Source organism: Pseudomonas fragariae (ex Marin et al. 2024) (genome assembly GCF_059621105.1).
In genome coordinates, this window is the sequence record NZ_CM184369.1 from 2,294,265 (window position 1) to 2,312,623 (window position 18,359).

At 62.0% G+C, this 18,359-nt stretch carries 11 protein-coding genes; 4 read left to right on the forward strand and 7 right to left on the reverse strand.

All coding sequences use genetic code 11. The features are described 5' to 3' along the window. Window positions 1–34: 34 nt before the first annotated feature. Together pvdN and pvdM are read right to left on the reverse strand one after the other, a co-directional pair. Window positions 35–1,315: a pyoverdine-tailoring periplasmic protein PvdN gene (gene pvdN / locus AC54XV_RS10135; RefSeq protein ID WP_496718516.1), complete on the reverse strand. Its 1,281-nt coding sequence runs from the start codon at window positions 1,313–1,315 to the stop codon at window positions 35–37. Continuing rightward, window positions 1,308–2,702, reverse strand: a complete 1,395-nt coding sequence (pvdM, locus tag AC54XV_RS10140; RefSeq protein ID WP_496718518.1) for a pyoverdine-tailoring dipeptidase-like protein PvdM — start codon at window positions 2,700–2,702, stop codon at window positions 1,308–1,310. The genes pvdN and pvdM overlap by 8 nt, the downstream gene beginning before the upstream one ends. Before the next feature lie 182 nt (window positions 2,703–2,884). Between pvdM and pvdP the strand changes: the two genes are divergently transcribed. Next, entirely contained in the window at window positions 2,885–4,519 is a 1,635-nt protein-coding gene (gene pvdP, locus AC54XV_RS10145) for a pyoverdine maturation tyrosinase PvdP (RefSeq protein WP_236486242.1), read from the forward strand. A 347-nt stretch (window positions 4,520–4,866) separates the two neighbouring features. On the opposite strand, the gene AC54XV_RS10150 is transcribed toward pvdP, so the two are convergent. From AC54XV_RS10150 to AC54XV_RS10160, 3 genes are read right to left on the reverse strand one after another with little or no spacing between them, the layout of a single operon-like run. After that, window positions 4,867–6,255: an efflux transporter outer membrane subunit gene (locus tag AC54XV_RS10150; protein WP_496718520.1), complete on the reverse strand. Its 1,389-nt coding sequence runs from the start codon at window positions 6,253–6,255 to the stop codon at window positions 4,867–4,869. A 7-nt stretch (window positions 6,256–6,262) separates the two neighbouring features. Beyond that, complete coding sequence (locus AC54XV_RS10155) at window positions 6,263–8,236, reverse strand: MacB family efflux pump subunit (protein ID WP_053275519.1); 1,974 nt, start codon at window positions 8,234–8,236, stop codon at window positions 6,263–6,265. Continuing rightward, on the reverse strand, window positions 8,237–9,409 hold the full coding sequence (locus AC54XV_RS10160; RefSeq protein ID WP_011267357.1) for an efflux RND transporter periplasmic adaptor subunit: 1,173 nt from the start codon (window positions 9,407–9,409) through the stop codon (window positions 8,237–8,239). A 184-nt stretch (window positions 9,410–9,593) separates the two neighbouring features. On the opposite strand from AC54XV_RS10160, the gene pvdQ reads away from it, so the two are divergent. Then, complete coding sequence (gene pvdQ / locus AC54XV_RS10165) at window positions 9,594–11,933, forward strand: bifunctional acylase PvdQ (protein WP_024650598.1); 2,340 nt, start codon at window positions 9,594–9,596, stop codon at window positions 11,931–11,933. 52 nt (window positions 11,934–11,985) lie between these two features. Here pvdQ and AC54XV_RS10170 read toward each other — a convergent pair whose 3' ends face one another. Then, window positions 11,986–12,297 carry a hypothetical protein gene (locus AC54XV_RS10170; RefSeq protein WP_003407694.1) on the reverse strand — a complete coding sequence of 104 codons (312 nt, stop codon included), beginning with the start codon at window positions 12,295–12,297 and terminating at the stop codon, window positions 11,986–11,988. Window positions 12,298–12,491: 194 nt separating this feature from the next. Continuing rightward, window positions 12,492–13,688, reverse strand: a complete 1,197-nt coding sequence (locus AC54XV_RS10175) for an amino acid aminotransferase (protein WP_003407696.1) — start codon at window positions 13,686–13,688, stop codon at window positions 12,492–12,494. Window positions 13,689–14,089: 401 nt separating this feature from the next. On the opposite strand from AC54XV_RS10175, the gene uvrB reads away from it, so the two are divergent. Both uvrB and gltX read left to right on the forward strand, forming a co-directional pair. After that, a complete protein-coding gene (gene uvrB, locus AC54XV_RS10180) occupies window positions 14,090–16,105 on the forward strand; it encodes an excinuclease ABC subunit UvrB (RefSeq protein ID WP_003345654.1) in 2,016 nt (671 codons plus the stop codon). Between the two features lie 695 nt (window positions 16,106–16,800). Beyond that, window positions 16,801–18,282: a glutamate--tRNA ligase gene (gltX, locus tag AC54XV_RS10185; protein ID WP_496718523.1), complete on the forward strand. Its 1,482-nt coding sequence runs from the start codon at window positions 16,801–16,803 to the stop codon at window positions 18,280–18,282. The last annotated feature ends 77 nt before the right edge of the window (window positions 18,283–18,359 follow it).

Here is an 18,359-nt window from a genome sequence, read left to right on the forward strand (position 1 = left end):
GGAAAACGGAAAACAGGTAATCGGTGAGTTTGTGTCAGGCGCGCCGGGCGAGCAGCGTCATGAAACGATCGATTTCGGCTTCGCTGTTCAGCAGCCCTGGCGCGGTGCGCACCACCGGGCCGACGTCGCGACTCACCGCGTCAACGACCATGCGCTGCTCCATCAGCCAGGCCGCCACGTCGTCGCACGACTGGCCCTTGAGCCGGAAGAAGCTGAAGCCCGCCGACAGCGCAGGGTCCATCGGCGTCACCAGCTCGACATTGGGCTGAGCCTTGAGGCGCTGCTTGAGGTAACTGTTGAGCTGGTGAATGCGTGCCTGCACATCGGCCTTGCCCAGTTGCAGGTGCAGTTTGAAGGCCTCGTTCAACGCCCAGCGGTGTTCGAACGAGTGGTAGCCACCGGGCGTCATGATCGTGCTGAAACCGGTGGCTTCCGAGAACGTCGGGATCAGCGGCGTGAGGTCCTTGACCTGTTCCGAGCGGGCGCAAACGATGCCGGTGCCGCGCGGGCCAAACAGCCACTTGTGGGTGCCGGCGACATAGAAGTCGCACCTCATCTCCGGGAAATCGAGGTTCTCGACGCCAAAGCCATGCACGCCGTCGACCACGTAGAGAATGCGCTCCTGGTCGTCACGGTTGCGATTGTGTTCCTCGACCAGATCGCCGATGGCCGCGATGGGCAGTTTCACGCCGCTGCCGGACTGCACCCAGGTCATGCCCAGCACCCGCGTCTTCGGCTGAATGCTGCGCGCGATGGAGCCGATGATTTCATCGGCCGAGACGGTCGCCGGGTCCTTGAACAGGCGAATCTTGCGCACCTGCGTGCCGTCGCGCTGCTGACGGAATTTGAGGATATCGCGGACGCAGGAATGCTCGTGTTCGGTGGTCAGAATCTCCTGATCCGGGCGCACATGGAGACCGCCGTAGATGATTGCCAGGCCTTCAGTGGTGCTGCCGGTCAGGGCGATCTGGCCGGGTTGGGCGTTCAGGTACTTGCCCGCCCAGACGCGAACCTCGTGTTCGCGGCGCTCGGTCTCTCCCAGGTCCCAGTCCATGGCCAGACCGGGATTACGGTCGATATGCGCGCGATGCTGTTCGATGGCCTGGCGAACCGGTGCAGGGTGCGAGGTGACCAGAAAATTGGAGAGGTGAACGTAGTCCGGGTCCTGATTGAACAGCTGTTTCAGGCGCGTCCATTTATCCATGGAGGCCGGCTGAGCGGCTGGTGTCATGGCCGCCGTTGCAAGGCCGGAGCCCAAGGGCAGGGCTGCCGCGAGCAGCCCGGCCTGTTTGAGGAAGGTTCTGCGATCAGTCATGAGCGTCTGCGCCTGAGGGTCGGGTAGCGGCGTTTGAGAGATTCATGTGCTTCACATCCGGACGGGCAGCAGCCTGAACCTGCTCCCAGACGCGCAGGAAATTGCCGCCCCAGAGCTTGGTGATATCCGCCTCGGCGTAGCCGCGCTCGATCAGTTCGGCCGTCACGTTGCGGATTTCGCTGACATCGTTGAAGCCTTTCACGCCGCCGCCATCGTTGAAGTCGGAGCTGATGCCGACGTGGTCGATGCCGATTTTGCGGACGGTGTAATCGATGGCGTCGACGAAGTCCTTGACCGTGGCTTTGGGCTCTTCTTCGAGAATCGCATACAGCTTGCTGGCATAGGCGCCGAAGCGTTGTTCCGGCCAGACGGTGATGATCGGGTCGCCGGGCATCAGTGCCATGGCCAGGTTCGGCAGCGGTGGCAGGTCGAAGTCCTTGCGCAGCGCGTTGAGCTTGTCCTGGGTCTTCTGGCTCAGCGGCTTCAAATAGGCCGGAAACGCCACGATCTGCACCACGCCGCCGCTGCGCTTGATGAGCTGCAGTTCCTCGTCGCTGAGGTTGCGCGGGATGCCCACCAGCGCACGCGGCGCCGAGTGCGAGGCGACCATCGGCGTGCGGCTCAGCTCGCTGACCTGTTGCAGCGCCTTGCTCGACATCTGTGACACGTCGATGATCACGCCCAGATCGTTGAGGCGTTGCACGGCCTGCCTGCCGATCTCCGACAGGCCGCCCAGTGCGTCGGGTGTGTCATTGAGAAAGGGCAGGGGACGTGAAGAGTCGGCCCAGCTGTTATTGCCGACATAACTGAAACCGAACATGCGCATGCCGCGTGCGGTCCAGTGGTCCAGCAGGCTCAGGTCATTGCCCAGCGGGTAAGCGTTGAGCATGCTGATGAATATGGCAAACTTGCCTTCGCCGTGCAGGCGGCGCATGTCGTCCGGGGTGTAGGCGATGCCGACCTGATTGGGGAAGTCGCGAACCATGCCGGTGATGATTTTGTAACGCACTTCCTGCTGATGGCGTGCTTCGTCGACGAAACCAGGTGTCGGACGATGCGGGGCGTTGTCGCCGTTCCAGATCTCCGGCCAGCCGAATACCGTCAGTGCAGCCCCGGACAGGCGTCCGCGCGCGGCTTTCACCAGGTCGAATTGCCCCGAGCCGTCCTTGTCGGCTTCGTTGCCCTCGCTGCCGAATTTCATCGGCACGGTGATGTGGCTGTCGAAGGAAATGATCCGCTCCTGCAGGTCGTCGGCCTGTTGCATAACCTTGACCGGGTAGCCTGCTGGCGACCAGTAATTCCAGGCCAGAAAGCCTGCACCTGCACTGATGGCCAGGGCCAGCGGCAGGCCGATGAAGAGAGCTTTTTTCCAACGCGGTCTTGTCATTTCCGTCTCGTGTGGTTAACCGTTGCGCAGCCTGCGACGGCTGTTGCTATCTGGTGGAGAACGAGCGGATCGCCGATAAATTTAGCGCGGGGTCATGGATGTGTGTGCAGCGCTAAATTTGTCTGCCGGGTTTACGTTCTAGCTTGGATAACGGCTGTCTCGGGGCTGGAACAGGTAGGGTAATGACGATTTCTCGACGAGGGTTCATAGCGGGGCTGGCGCTGACCGGTGCGGCAGTTCCGGCAGCGTATTACGCGCATCGGGAACTCACCCGGGTCGACCTGCCCGAAACGCCGGGCGAAGCGACGGCGGGGCCTGCCGATACCGCCACTCAGCGCCTGGCCGACAAGCTGCGCGGGGTGTGGACCCTGCGTTTCGAGGGGCGCGATGCCGGGCTGAGCGGTGCGCCGCTCGAAGGCCTGGAAATGTTTCTCGACATTGCCCCGCGCGGTCGCGGCCTGCGCGGCTATATCGACACGGCCGAACGATTGCGCAGCGATGGACTGCCGCGTTTTCGGGTGATTGGCGATCTGCAACCGGCCAACGCCGCAAGACTCTACCTGCGGGTCATGGACGGCCATGCCGGCAATGACCCGCACAGCGACAACCCGGATTACGAATTCAGCCTGACCCTCGATGAAGTCTGGGGCGCATTCGGTAACGCAGGCAGCGGCACCCTGAGCGGGCGTATCGAACGTCTGGACCGAGCGCTGGCCCTGCCGGAACTGGAAAGCCGTCTGATCGCGATCAAGCAGGTGTTTCCAGAGGCGCGGGAAAGGGTCGGTCTGAGCCCGCCGTTTCTGGCCTGGCTGGTGTCCAGGGAGCATCGTCTGTTCCATCAGCTCTGGCATGCCTCGCGAGACAAATGGCACAAACTGCCCGAAGACAAGCGTGACGCCCTGCGCGGCATTGGCTGGCAGCCGGGCCCGCGTGAGCATGAGCGCGATGCGCGTGGCCCGCACAAGGACCGCAACGGCTCGGGTGAAGACTTCTTTTATATGCATCGGCACATGCTGATCCAGGCACGCAGGATTCAGGACTTGCCGTCATGGCCGCGCTTTCCACTGCCGCAGCCTGAGCTGGAGCGCGACCGCCTGGGCTTTGCCCGCTATTTCGACAATCACGACGGTTGTTCTCTGCCGCCCAACTGGCTGGCGCACGGTGACGAGGAATACACCCAGCTGGTCAGCGATATCAAAAGCCACGAGACGTTTCATACGCATTTTCAGGTCTGGGAGTCGCAGTATCGCGATCCGCGCTTCTTGTCGAAGTTGACGTTGGGGCAGTTCGGTTCGCAGGTCGAGCTGGAACTGCACGACTGGCTGCACATGCGCTGGGCCTCGGTGGCCCGCGACCCGGCCAACGGCCAGCCGGTGCCGATGGCACGTCGTTCGGATGATTTTGCCGAGCGCTGGTTCGAGCCGGAAAACGACTTTCTCGCCGACCCGTTTTCATCGCACGTGAACCCGGTGTTCTGGATGTTCCACGGCTGGATCGACGACCGCATAGAGGACTGGTTCCGCGCCCACGAGCGCTTCCATCCGGGTGAAGTGAAGCGCCTGGAAGTCAACGGCGTGCCGTGGTTTGCGCCAGGCCGCTGGGTGAACGTCAGCGACCCGTGGCTGGGGCCGGACACCCACGGCTGCAGCACCGTGCCCGGCCAGGCCGCAGGCACGACCATGGAAATGGACCCGGAAGTCATGAAGCTGGCGCTGCGCATCACGTTCGCCGCGGATGACAAACTGAGCAACCTGCTACGCCGCGTGCCCCGCAGGCCGTGGTATGCCAGGAATTTGTTGCCGGACAGGTGGTTCTGACCAACGGCATTGGAGGTTATCGTTCCCAGCGCTCCGGCTTGGGAGTGCCGTCCATGACGTTCTGTGGCGGAAGAGGACGCGGAGCGTCCAGAACGGCATGCGACGCAGAGCGTCGCACGATAATGAGGTGTTCGCGCAGACCGACGCAGAGCTTTAGCACGGTAGTTGGGATTATCGTTCCGCACGCTCCCGCGTGGGAATGCAGGTCTCGACGCTCTGCGTCGCAAGAGGACGCAGAGCGTCCAGAACGGCATGCGACGCAGAGCGTCGCACGATAATGAGTTGTTCGCGCAGACCGACGCAGTGCTTCAGCACGGTAGTCGGGATTATCGTTCCTTGCGTGGCGCTCAGTGCACCTGCCAGCTCCCACCCAGTGCCTTGTACAGCGCAATGCTCGCCTGCAGGCGCGCCAGCCGCAGTTGCACACTGACATCCTGCGCCAGGTACAGCGTGCGCTGGGTTTCCAGTACGGTGAGCAGGTCCTCGGCGCCTTCCTGATAGCGGCTCTGGGCGATGCGGAAGGCAGTTTGTGCCTGTTTGAGTTCTTCTTCGTGCCAGTAGCGCTGTTGATCCAGGCCGCCAATGCTGTTCAGGGCTTTTTCCACGTCGGCGAAGCTGTTGATGATCGCGCCGCGATAGGTTTCCAGCAGTTCCTCCTGACGCGCTGTGGCCTTGTCGCGCTCGGCAGCCAGGCGGCCATTGTTGAAGATCGGCCCCACCAGCCCGGCAGCGAGGCTGCTGAACGGTGCACGCAGCCAGTCTTCGGCGCGGGTGTTTTCGGTGCCCAGCCTGGCGCTCAGGGTCAGTTTCGGCAGCATGGCGGCGCGGGCGACGGTGACATTGGCCTGTGCCGCTGCCAGGTCAGCCTCGGCCTTGGCCAGATCAGGGCGGCGGGTCAGCAACTCGCTCGGTACACCTGCGCCGATGTCCGGCCAGTTCAGGGTGTCGAAGGGCTGATCCGCGAGGTGCAGATTCTGCACCGGCTGACCGAGCAAGGCCGCCAGGGTGATCAACTGCTCGTTGGCCAGTTGCTGAACGCGGGGCAGTTCACGCTGCTGGGTTGCAACCAGATTCTTCTGCTGTGCCAGCTCCAGTGCCGTTGCCGAGCCCGATTCATAGCGGGTCTGCACCAGGCGCAGCACGTCTTGCGCGTTGGCCAGATTCAGCTCGGCAATCCGCCCTTGCTCGCGCGCCGCCAGGGTTTGCGCATAGCGGTCGGCGACGTTGGCCAGCAGGGTCAGCTCCACGGTCGCCTGATCGAACTGGCTGGCGCGCAGGCCTTGCAGTGCGCTGTCGCGTCCCGCTGCGATGCCGCCCCAGAAATCCACTTCATAGCTGGCGGTCAGGTCGCTGGTGAAATTGTTGGTGTTGTTGTCGTCGGAAGGGTTGGCCTTGCGGTCGCTGTTGCGCAGGAACCGGTTACGTTCGCCGCGCAGGTCAAAGGCCAGTTCCGGCAGCAAGGGCGCGCCGCCGATGATGGCGCTGGCCTGTGCCTGACGAACCCGCGCCATCGCCGCAGCGACTTCGTGGCTGTCGCGGCTGGCCTGTTCGATCAGGCGATTCAACTGCGGGCTGCCGAACTGCTGCCACCAACGCACGTCGCTGCGCTGCGCGGCGGCGTTTTCGGCAAACGCCCAGCTTGCCGGTGGCTGGATGCCGCTGTCCGGCGGCGGGGCGGGTGTCTGGCAGGCGCTCAGCAACAGACAGGCAGTCAAAACGGAGAGACTCGGCTTCATTGATCGATCATTCACTGGTGAGGGCCGCGACCGGGTCGAGGCGGGCAGCCTTGCGGGCCGGCATGAAACCGAAGGTCACGCCGGTGATCAGGGCGCAGACAAACGCCCCGGCCACGGCCGGCAGGGTGAACGCCACGGCCACCTTACTCAGCAGCAGCGCTGCGCCCATGCCCAACGCCAGCACGATACCGGCCAGCCCGCCGACCACGGAAAGCATCATCGCCTCGGTGAGAAACTGCCGCAGGATGTCGCTCTGCCGCGCGCCGGTGGCCATGCGGATGCCGATTTCACGGGTGCGTTCGCGCACCGTCATCAGCATGATGTTCATCACTCCGATACCGCCGACCAGCAAGGAAATGGCGGCAATCGAGCCGAGCATCAGCGACAGGGTGTTCTGGGTGCGGGCTTCGGCCTGGATCATCGCGGCGTTGTTGGTCAGCTCGTAATCCTGTTTGCCGTGATGCAGCTGTTGCAGCAGGTTGCGTATCGACTGTTCAGCCTGTTTGACGTTGTTGGCGTCGCGGGTGGCGATGGTGATGTACTCGGGGTCCTGTGTGCCGAACAGGCGGATGCTGGCCGACGAGTAGGGGATGGCGATGCGATTGTCGCTGTCCAGATCGCCCGATGTGGCGCCTTTTTCCTGCAGCACGCCGACCACCTGAAAAGGCACGTTTTCGATCAGGATGTACTGGCCGACAGGGTCGCTCTGCTCGCCGAACAGTTTTTGGCGAACCTTGTAACCAATCACTGCCACGGCGGCTGCGTTCTGCTCATCAGCCTCGCTGAAATAACTGCCTTCCACCACCGGCCAGTTGAAGATCGCCGGAAAGTGCGTGTCATTACCGCCGACGTAACTGGAATGATCGAGGTTGCCGTAGCGCACCCCGGCCTGGCCGCCGTTGACCGGCATGATCATTTTCACCTCGGGCAACTCGCCCAGCGCAGCGACTTCCTCCAGGGTGATGACGCCCTTGGGCGCACGCGGGTTGGGCGCCTTGCCGTTGAGGTAAATGATGTTGGAACCGAACGAGGACATCTGCGCCATCACCTGACGTTTGCTGCCTTCGCCGACAGCCAGCATCACCACCACCGACGCCACGCCGATGACGATGCCCAGCAAGGTCAGCGCGGTTCGGAAGCGGTTGATCCACATCACTCGCCACGCCGCCCGAATCGCGTCGAACAGTTCGCCTTGCCAGGCGCTTTGGCTGCCGCTGCCTTCGCTCAGACGCTTGCGCAGGTCGACCGCCTGCAGCGCGGCTGGATTGACTGAGCGCTGCACGTCAGAAGCATCTTGAGCCGTATCACTGATCACCAGCCCATCGCTGATCTCGATGACCCGTTTGGCGCGCGCCGCCACTTCGCGATCATGGGTGATGAGGATCACCACATGGCCCTGGCTCGCCAGTTCGTCGAGCAGAGTCATGACCTCCGCGCCACTGTGGCTGTCCAGCGCACCGGTGGGCTCGTCGGCGAGGATGATGTGCCCGCCATTCATCAAGGCGCGGGCGATGGACACCCGTTGCTGCTGGCCGCCGGACAACTGGTGCGGCCGATTGCCGGTGCGCGACGCCAGGCCCAGCCGGTCGAGCAGGGCGGCGGCTCGGGCATGACGCTCTGCGGCGGGCGTCCCGGCGTAGATCGCCGGCATCTCGACGTTTTCCTGGGCCGAGCCGGACGGAATCAGGTGATAGCCCTGAAACACGAACCCGAATGCCTCGCGGCGCAGCCAGGCGAGTTCGTCGCTGCCCAGCGCGGCGACGTTTTCTCCGGCGAACAGGTATTCGCCCGAGGTTGGACGGTCCAGACAACCGAGGATGTTCATCAGCGTCGACTTGCCGGACCCGGAAGCGCCGACAATCGCCACGAACTCACCGGTATGAATCGACAGATCGATGCCGCGCAGCACGTTGACCAGCGGGCTGTCGCCTCCGCCGTAGGATTTGCGAATGCCTCGCAGGTCGATCAGCGGCGTGCGCATTCAGCCCCCGCTGCCGACAGAGGCGGGCACCAGCAGGCGCTCACCTTCATTCAGGCCGTCGAGTACCTGCACGCGCAGGCGGTCGCTGATGCCGGTGCGTACCTGACGGTTCTGCACCTCGCCATTGGCAGACAACACCTGGGCGGTCTGCCGATCGGTCTGCGCTCCGTTTCGCAACGCCGCGAGTGGCGCGGTAAGTGTGTTCTCGGCTTTATCGGCGACGAAAAATATCTGCGCGGTCATTTCTGCCATCAGCGCCTGATCGCTGTTATCCACGTCCAGCAGCACGGTGTACAACACCACCCGGCCACCGCCGTTCTTGCGCGCACTGCTCGGGCTGCCGCCGCCCTGATTGGCTTGATCCAGCGGCCTGGGCGGTACTGGCAGGATCTGTCGCACGGTGCTGCTCCAGCGCCGGTTGCCGCCGCTCAGGGTGGTGAAATAGGCAGTCATGCCGGGTTTGACATGGCCGATATCGGCTTCCGAGACCTCGGCCCAGACCGTCATCGGCGACAAGCGGGCGATGCGCAGAATCAGCGGCGTCTGTTGTTGTGCGTTCAGCGTCTGGCCTTCACGTGCGTCGAGGGCCACCACTGTGCCGCTCATGGGCGCGAAAATACGGGTGTAGCCCAGCGCTGCTTCGTCGCTGCGCAGGGCGGCCTGGGCTTCGAGAATCTGCGCCTTGAACATGTCGACCCGTGCCTGGGTGGCGCGAAATTCCGATTCCGCAGCCTGCACGTCCTCGGCCCGCGTGGCACCGCCTGCGGCGAGGCGCTTCTGGCGCTGCTGCTTCTGTTCGGCCAGTTCGTGCAGCGCACGCTGTTCCTGCAATTGCGCCTTGAGGTTGTCGATGGCGTAGCGTGCGGCGTCGAGCTTGGCTTTTTGCGTCGAAGGATCGATTTCGACCAGCAAGTCGCCTTCCTTGACCTGATCGCCGACCTGGGCGTGGATTTTCATGATCTGCCCGCTGGCCTGCGAGCCCACGTCCACGTAGCTGCGCGGCTGCAGGGTACCCAACGCCGTGACGCTGTTTTCGATCGTGCCGCGGGTCACCGTCACAGTTGCGGCGCTGCTTTTGCTGTCGGGCAGGATCTGCCAGGCGCATACGGCAATGACCGGGAACAGGCACAGCGCCACCAGGAGGGCGCGTCGAGGATGTCGAGAGCGTTTCATGCAGATTCCTGCGCTGGGATATCAGTCGGTCGGTGCGACGGCCACGAGAGCTGCCCTTTAAACGAGGCGTGCCGGCAGGAATTTAGCGTCGATCACGGGTTGTCCGCTTCGGCTAAACATCAGCGTCCGTGTTTCGTTTAACGGGAGCGGCTAATTCGGGTCGTCTTGTCGAGTTGGAGTCAGCGTGATTATTTCCAGACCCCTGTGCAGTTATGTGTTTGCAGGTCTTTCGTTCGCTGTGAGTTTGCCCGCGCAGGCCTTGGTTGAGCCTGGAAATCAGGCGGCCAGGGCCGAGATCCGGCGTACCGGTTTTGGCGTGCCGCATATCGTTGCCGCCAATGAGCGCGGTCTGGGTTACGGCATCGGTTATGCCTATGCGCAGGACAACCTGTGCCTGCTGGCCAATGAGGTGATCACCGTCAATGGTCAGCGCTCGCGCTATTTCGGCCCGGACAAGACGACTCTTGAGCAGCGCAACAACATGGCCAGCGACCTGCTGTTCCAGTGGCTCAATACGCCGCAGGCACTGGCGGATTTCTGGAATGCGCAGCCGCTGGAGATTCGCCAGTTGATGCAGGGTTATGTCGCCGGTTACAACCGTTCGCTGGCCGAGCAGACCACCCAAGGCCTGCCGCAACCCTGTGCGGCCGAGTGGGTTCGACCGATCAGCACCGATGATCTGCTGCGTTTGACCCGCCGCCTGCTGGTCGAGGGGGGCGTTGGGCAGTTTGCCGAAGCGCTGGCCGGTGCTACGCCGCCTGCGCTGCCGAAGCCACTGCAGGTCGATGCTCAGCAGGCTCAGGCTCTGCAACTGGCCGCTGCGCGTAACCAGCGTTTTGCTCTGGAACGCGGCAGCAATGCCGTGGCAATAGGACGCGAGCTGTCCGCCAACGGACGCGGCATGCTGTTGGCTAATCCGCATTTCCCATGGGGCGGCGGCATGCGTTTCTATCAAATGCACCTGACCATTCCCGGCAAGCTCGATGTGATGGGCGCAGCGTTGCCGGGCCTGCCGCTGATCAATATCGGTTTCAACCGGCATCTGGCCTGGAGCCATACCGTCGACACGTCGAAACACTTCACGCTGCATCGCCTGCAGCTCGACCCGAAGGATTCCACCCGTTACCTGCTGGACGGCCAATCGGTTGCCATGGGCAAGCAGCAGGTGAGTGTCGACGTGAAGCAAGCGGATGGCAGCCTGAAGTCGGTGCCACGCATCGTCTATTCGTCCCGGTTCGGTCCGGTGGTGCAGTGGCCGGGCAAGCTGGACTGGGACAGCAAATTCGCCTACAGCCTGCGCGATGCCAATCTGCAGAATGATCGGGTGTTGCAGCAGTGGTATGCGATGGACAAGGCCGACAGCCTCAAGGCGTTTCAGGATTCGGTACACAAGATCCAGGGCATCCCGTGGGTCAACACCCTGGCGGTGGATGCCCAGGGGCAGGCGCTGTACATGAACCTCTCGGTGGTGCCGAACGTTGATGCCGCCAGGCTTGCCCGATGCAGTGATCCGCGCATCGGCACAGAGCTGATCGTGCTCGACGGCTCGCGCAGTGAATGCAACTGGGAGGTCTCCGCAGAGGCAGCACAAGCCGGCATCTATCCGTCCTCGCGCCAGCCGCAGTTGCTGCGGACCGATTTCGTGCAGCATTCCAACGATTCGGCGTGGATGGTCAATCCCGCTGCGCCGCTGCAGGGCTTTTCGCCGCTGATCAGCCAGGACGGCCAGCCGCTCGGCCAACGTGCACGTTTTGCCCTGGATCGGCTGGGCAGCCTGAAGACGGCGGGCAAGATCAGCGTCGAGAACCTGCAAGCGATGGTCATGGACAACGAGGTCTATCAGGCCGTGCAAGTGCTGCCGGATCTGCTCACATTCTGCGCCTCGGAGCTGGGTGACGACGCTGCCCGTCTGGCACCGTTGTGCGCTGCACTGAAAGACTGGGACGGGCGCGCTGACCTGAACAGTGGCATCGGCTTCGTGTACTTCCAGAAGATCATGACGTCCATGCAAGCTGTTGCCTCACGCTGGCGCGTCGCGTTCGACCCGCAGGACCCGGTTCACACGCCGAGCGGGCTGGCGATTGAGAACCCTCAGGTCGCCACTGCATTGCGCGCTGCCATGTTGGCCGCAGTGGATGAAGTGGCCAAAGCAGGACTCTCGGCAGGCAGTAAATGGGGCAACATTCAGGTCTCCAGCATCAGCGGCAAGCAGATCCCGATTCACGGCGGGCCGGCCGGGCTGGGCGTCTACAACGCCATGCAGACAATCGCTGGCAAGGACGGCAAGCGCGAGGTGGTCAGTGGCACCAGCTACCTGCAGGTGGTGACGTTCGACGAGCAGGGCCCCAAGGCGCAGGGTCTACTGGCGTTCTCGGAGTCGAGCAATCCACAGTCAGCCCATTCAAGCGACCAGACTGAGGCGTTTTCAAAAAAGCGGTGGCAGGCGTTGCCGTTCACTGAACAGCAGATCAAGGCTGATCCTGCGTATGAGGTGCAGGTGATAAGCGAGGGGGCCAATCGCTGAAAGAGGCAAGAAAAGCGTTTGGGCCATGCGGCCCAAATGCGCTTGCCGGGAATCAGCCGCCGGGTGTATCGATGTCGGCGTCAACACCCGTGGTTGGCTGATGATTGCGTAAGTCCTCGGTTTTTTCTTCCGGCTCATGGTCAGGCACATAGGCGCTGTCGCTGGTTGACTGGCTCTGCGACTGAGTCTGTGACTGGCTGGGGGAAGGCGTCTGGCCCTGGCTCTGGCCATTGCCCTTTTCAGTCTCGGGTTTCACGTCCCCGACTTGCGGCTCGATTGCCGGATCGTTGCGGTCCGGGCCCGGGCTGGCAGGTGCGTCCTGATTTGGCGTCGGTTCTTTCTGACGTTGCGGTTCGATAGACATGAGTACCTCGATATCTGGTTCAGAAAATGTGCTGACAGAGTTTCGAGGCAGGTTTTTTCAGATCGTTCGATGGAAAGTGCCCAGCGGAGCTGGGAGCTGGGAGCTGGGAGCTACAAGCTACAAGCTACAAGCTACAAGCTTCAAGAAAAAGCAGAACCGCTCTTGCTTGCAGCTTGCAGCTTGCAGCTTAAAACTTAAAGAACCTGCTTGATCGCGTCACACACTACGTCGATGTTCTTCTGATTCAGCGCGGCCACGCAGATACGGCCGGTGTCCAGCGCGTAGATGCCGAACTCGCTGCGCAGGCGCTGGGCCTGTTCGGCGGTCAGGCCGGAGTAGGAAAACATGCCGCACTGACGAGCGACGAAGCTGAAGTCCTGACCGGCCGGGTTATCAGCCAGACGCTCGACCATCGCCTTGCGCATGCCCTGGATGCGCAGACGCATTTCGCCCAGTTCCTCTTCCCACATTGCACGCAACGTCGGGTCGTTAAGCACCGCAGCGGAGATGATCGCACCGTGGGTCGGCGGGTTGGAGTAGTTGGTGCGGATCACGCGTTTGACCTGGGACAGGACGCGAGTGGTTTCTTCCTTCGATTCGGTGATGATCGACAGCGCGCCGACGCGTTCGCCATACAGCGACAGCGATTTGGAGAACGAGCTGGAGGCGAAGAAGGTCAGGCCCGACTCGGCAAACAGGCGCACTGCCAGCGCATCTTCCTGAATACCCTGACCGAAGCCTTGGTAGGCCATGTCCAGAAACGGCACGTGGCCCTTGGCCTTGACCACTTCCAGCACTTTTTTCCAGTCATCCAGGCTCAAGTCGACGCCGGTCGGGTTGTGGCAGCAGGCGTGCAACACCACCACCGAGTTGTTCGGCAGGTTGTGCAGGTCTTCGAGCATGCCGGCACGGTTCACGTCGTGAGTGGCAGCGTCGTAGTAGCGATAGTTCTGCACCGCAAAGCCTGCGGTTTCGAACAGCGCACGGTGGTTTTCCCAGCTCGGGTCGCTGATGGCGACGACGGCATCGGGCAGCAGCTGCTTGAGGAAATCGGCACCGATCTTCAGTGCGCCGGTGCCGCCGACCGATTGGGTGGTCAGCACGCGGCCCGAGGCGATCAGCGGCGAATCAGCGCCCAGCAACAGTTTTTGCACGGCCTGGTCATAGGCGGCAATACCGTCGATCGGCAGGTAGCCACGCGGAGCATGCTGGGCGACACGGACCTTCTCGGCTTCGGCCACGGCGCGCAGCAGGGGAATGCGCCCGTCTTCATCACAGTAGACGCCTACGCCAAGGTTGACCTTGGTGCTGCGGGTGTCGGCGTTGAAGGCTTCGTTGATACCCAGGATCGGATCGCGGGGTGCCATTTCGACAGCGGAAAACAGGCTCATGGTGCGGCGGCTCTTGGTGAAGAGTGGGAAGGGGACACGCTGAGGCTCGATGCGCCAAAGCGGTGCGCAAACAGAGCGTAGTATAGAGAGCATCCCCTCGGTGATCGACAGTGCAGGGCGGGTTTTTTACAGGTTTTTGCGCATATTTGTAGAACGTTCGTTCGGTTAAAACCTCAATGCTTTAAGTGGATGCCTTGAAAGGCTGATATATGACTCCATCTATTAGCCATCACTTCAAAACATCGCACGCCTGCTTCCCGGCGGGAACGGCTGTTTGCGATGATTTCGTCATGGCGCGCCGTCATGCGCCGACGAATATTTCCAGTTGTGCCGTCGAGGCGGTCAGGTCGCGGAAAGATTCACGCGAACCCGTCACACGCGCACCATTCAAGAGGTCAGTTATGTCCGAGTTCCAGCTCGTTACCCGCTTTGAGCCAGCCGGCGATCAGCCCGAGGCCATTCGCCAACTGGTCGAAGGGATCGACGCAGGGCTCGCGCACCAGACCTTGCTCGGGGTGACCGGCTCGGGCAAGACGTTCAGCATCGCCAACGTGATTTCCCAGATCAAGCGTCCGACGCTGGTGCTGGCACCGAACAAGACCCTGGCCGCGCAGCTGTATGGCGAATTCAAGGCGTTTTTCCCGAACAACGCCGTGGAGTACTTCGTTTCCTACTACGACTACTACCAGCCCGAAGCCTATGTGCCGTCGTCCGACACCTTCATCGAGAAGGATGCGTCGATCAACGACCACATCGAACAGATGCGCCTGTCGGCGACCAAGGCGCTGCTGGAGCGCAAGGATGCGATCATCGTCACCACGGTGTCGTGCATTTACGGTCTGGGCAGTCCGGAAACCTATCTGCGCATGGTCATGCACATCGATCGCGGCGACAAACTCGATCAGCGTGCCTTGCTGCGCCGCCTGGCCGATCTGCAATACACCCGTAACGACATGGACTTTGCCCGTGCGACCTTCCGGGTGCGCGGCGACGTGATCGACATCTACCCGGCCGAATCCGATCTGGAAGCGATCCGGGTCGAACTGTTCGATGACGAGGTCGAAAGCCTGTCGGCGTTCGATCCGCTGACCGGCGAGGTGATTCGCAAGCTGCCGCGCTTCACCTTCTATCCGAAAAGCCACTACGTTACCCCGCGCGAAACGCTGATCGAGGCGATGGAAAACATCAAGGTCGAGCTGCAGGAGCGCCTTGAATACCTGCGCAGCCAGAACAAACTGGTGGAAGCCCAGCGTCTCGAGCAGCGCACCCGTTTCGATCTGGAAATGATGCTCGAGCTGGGCTACTGCAACGGTATCGAAAACTACTCGCGCTACCTGTCGGGCCGTCCGTCCGGTGCGCCGCCACCAACCTTGTTTGACTACCTGCCCCCCGATGCCTTGCTGGTGATCGACGAATCCCACGTCAGCGTGCCGCAGGTCGGCGCGATGTACAAAGGTGACCGTTCGCGCAAGGAAACCCTGGTCGAGTACGGCTTCCGCCTGCCGTCGGCACTGGATAACCGGCCGATGCGCTTCGATGAGTGGGAGGCGATCAGCCCGCAGACCATTTTCGTCTCGGCGACTCCGGGTAACTACGAGGCCGAGCACGCTGGGCGTATCGTCGAGCAAGTGGTGCGTCCGACCGGCCTGGTGGACCCGCAGATCGAGATTCGTCCGGCGCTGACTCAGGTCGACGACCTGCTGTCGGAAATTCACAAGCGTGCTGCGCTTGAGGAACGGGTACTGGTCACCACGCTGACCAAACGCATGTCCGAGGATTTGACCGACTACCTGAGTGACCACGGCGTGCGGGTGCGCTACCTGCACTCGGACATCGATACGGTGGAACGTGTCGAAATCATCCGTGACCTGCGACTGGGGACGTTCGACGTGCTGGTGGGCATCAACCTGCTGCGCGAAGGTCTGGACATGCCTGAAGTGTCACTGGTGGCGATTCTCGATGCCGACAAGGAAGGCTTCCTGCGCTCCGACCGTTCGCTGATCCAGACCATTGGCCGGGCCGCACGGAACCTCAACGGCCGGGCGATTCTGTATGCCGACCGGATTACCGGCTCGATGGAGCGCGCCATCGGCGAGACCGAGCGACGTCGCGAGAAGCAGATCGCTTTCAACCTGGAACACGGTATTACGCCCAAAGGCGTATTCAAGGACGTCGCCGACATCATGGAAGGCGCCACCGTGCCTGGCTCGCGCAGCAAGAAGCGCAAAGGCATGGCCAAAGCCGCCGAAGAAAACGCCCGCTACGAGAACGAACTGCGCTCGCCGAGCGAGATCAACAAACGCATTCGCCAACTGGAAGAAAAAATGTACCAACTGGCCCGCGACCTGGAATTCGAAGCCGCTGCGCAGATGCGCGACGAAATCGGCAAACTGCGCGAGCGCTTGCTGGCGGTTTGATTGGCTAGCCGACTCTCGCGTCAATCCGCGTTGATCATCGTGCCAATGCTCTGCGTTGGCATGCCGTTGTCAAATCTCAATCCACCTGACAGAACTGCCGTGTGACGCGGAGCGTCACGAACTGCATTCCCACGCGGAGCGTGAGGAACGATAGTCATCAACTCCCGAGCCGTGCCTTTAGCCAAATTGCCCTAAAGTGCTTTTTGACCGTGATGGCACAGACGACGCAGAGTGCGACGTAAGTGACGGCTGAGTCCTGGCGCTGATCCGGGGGTAGCCTGGCAGGACGCCAGGCTAGCCGCACCGGACCATGGATGGTCCGTTGCGGCGACCCCCGGATCAGTGTCAGGGCGAAGGAACCCGACGAAGTCGGGCCGGAAACAGGAGCGAGGGGGTTTGCCTACTTTGGCCCCATCAAAGTAGGTCGCCGAGGGGCGAAAAGGTGACCTGAGCCGAACCTCAATCCACCTGACATCGCAGAACCGCTTTGTGACGCAGAGCGTCACGAACTGCATTCCCACGCGGAGCGTGCGGAACGAGAACTATCGTGGCTTGAAGCCTTTTTTCAGCACCCATCGGGCCCTGTGAGCAGCGCTGAGCGCGGAGCGCGAACGCAATCACATTGCCCGTGCTGGAGCCCCATGCCCCCGGCCTGTTAACATTCCGCGCTTGATCGACCTCATTCGGGATTTTCCATGACCACCGTTCGTACCCGCATCGCGCCATCGCCCACAGGCGACCCCCACGTCGGCACGGCCTACATCGCGCTGTTCAACTACTGCTTTGCCAAACAGCATGGCGGCGAGTTCATCCTGCGCATTGAAGACACCGATCAACTGCGCTCTACCCGCGAGTCCGAACAGCAGATCTTCGACGCACTGCGCTGGCTGGGCATCGACTGGAGCGAAGGCCCCGACGTCGGTGGTCCTCACGGTCCCTACCGCCAGAGCGAGCGCGGCGACATCTACCAGAAATACGCGCAGCAACTGGTCGACATGGGCCATGCCTTCCCGTGCTTCTGCACCGCCGAAGAACTCGACCAGATGCGCGCCGAACAGCAGGCCAAGGGCGAAACCCCGCGCTATGACGGTCGTGCCTTGCTGCTCTCCAAGGAAGAGGTTCGGCGCCGCCTGGATGCCGGCGAGCCACACGTTATCCGCATGAAAGTGCCGACCGAAGGTGTCTGCGTAGTACCTGACATGCTGCGTGGCGAAGTCGAAATCCCGTGGGACCGTATGGACATGCAGGTCCTGATGAAGACCGACGGCCTGCCGACCTACTTCCTCGCCAACGTCGTCGATGACCACCTGATGGGCATCACCCACGTACTGCGCGGTGAAGAATGGCTGCCATCGGCACCGAAACTGATCCTGCTGTACGAATACTTCGGCTGGGACAAGCCGCAGTTGTGCTACATGCCGCTGCTGCGTAACCCCGACAAGAGCAAGCTGTCCAAGCGCAAGAACCCCACCTCGGTGACCTTCTACGAGCGCATGGGCTTCATGCCCGAGGCGATGCTCAACTACCTGGGGCGCATGGGCTGGTCGATGCCTGACGAGCGCGAGAAGTTCTCCCTGCAGGAGATGGTCGACAACTTCGACCTGTCGCGTGTTTCGTTGGGCGGGCCGATCTTCGATATCGAGAAGCTTTCCTGGCTCAATGGCCAATGGCTGCGTGATCTGCCGGTCGAGGAGTTCGCCTCGCGTCTGAAGACCTGGGCGCTGAATCCTGACTACATGATGAAGATTGCACCGCATGTGCAGGGCAGGGTAGAGACCTTCAGTCAGGTCGCACCGCTGGCCGGCTTCTTCTTCGCAGGTGGCGTCACGCCTGATGTGAAGCTGTTCGAGCACAAGAAACTGTCCCCGGAGCAGGTGCGTCAGGTGATGCAGCTGATCCTGTGGAAGCTGGAATCGCTGCGTCAGTGGGAGAAGGAGCGGATCATGGGCTGCATCCAGGCCGTGGTCGAGCATCTCGAACTCAAGCTGCGTGATGCCATGCCACTGATGTTCGCTGCGATCACCGGCCAGGCCAACTCGGTGTCGGTGACCGATGCGATGGAAATCCTCGGTCCGGACCTGACCCGCTTCCGGCTGCGTCAGGCCCTCGATTTGCTCGGTGGCGTTTCCAAGAAAGAAAACAAGGAATGGGAAAAGCTTCTGGGCTCTATCGCCTGAGGCGTTACCTGTTCCTGTGAGTCGCCCCCGGTTTTCCGGGGGTTGAATGGTAAGTGGTTGTATTACCGACAAAAAAG

What these genes read in the sequence shown, in the direction of transcription:
- pvdM (WP_496718518.1), bottom strand. Translation starts at nt 2,702, where the DNA reads ATGACAAGACCGCGTTGGAAAAAAGCTCTCTTCATCGGCCTGCCGCTG.
- AC54XV_RS10170 (WP_003407694.1), bottom strand. Translation starts at nt 12,297, where the DNA reads ATGTCTATCGAACCGCAACGTCAGAAAGAACCGACGCCAAATCAGGAC.
- AC54XV_RS10160 (WP_011267357.1), bottom strand. Translation starts at nt 9,409, where the DNA reads ATGAAACGCTCTCGACATCCTCGACGCGCCCTCCTGGTGGCGCTGTGC.
- uvrB (WP_003345654.1), top strand. Translation starts at nt 14,090, where the DNA reads ATGTCCGAGTTCCAGCTCGTTACCCGCTTTGAGCCAGCCGGCGATCAG.
- pvdP (WP_236486242.1), top strand. Translation starts at nt 2,885, where the DNA reads ATGACGATTTCTCGACGAGGGTTCATAGCGGGGCTGGCGCTGACCGGT.
- pvdN (WP_496718516.1), bottom strand. Translation starts at nt 1,315, where the DNA reads ATGACTGATCGCAGAACCTTCCTCAAACAGGCCGGGCTGCTCGCGGCA.
- AC54XV_RS10150 (WP_496718520.1), bottom strand. Translation starts at nt 6,255, where the DNA reads ATGAAGCCGAGTCTCTCCGTTTTGACTGCCTGTCTGTTGCTGAGCGCC.
- AC54XV_RS10155 (WP_053275519.1), bottom strand. Translation starts at nt 8,236, where the DNA reads ATGCGCACGCCGCTGATCGACCTGCGAGGCATTCGCAAATCCTACGGC.
- AC54XV_RS10175 (WP_003407696.1), bottom strand. Translation starts at nt 13,688, where the DNA reads ATGAGCCTGTTTTCCGCTGTCGAAATGGCACCCCGCGATCCGATCCTG.
- gltX (WP_496718523.1), top strand. Translation starts at nt 16,801, where the DNA reads ATGACCACCGTTCGTACCCGCATCGCGCCATCGCCCACAGGCGACCCC.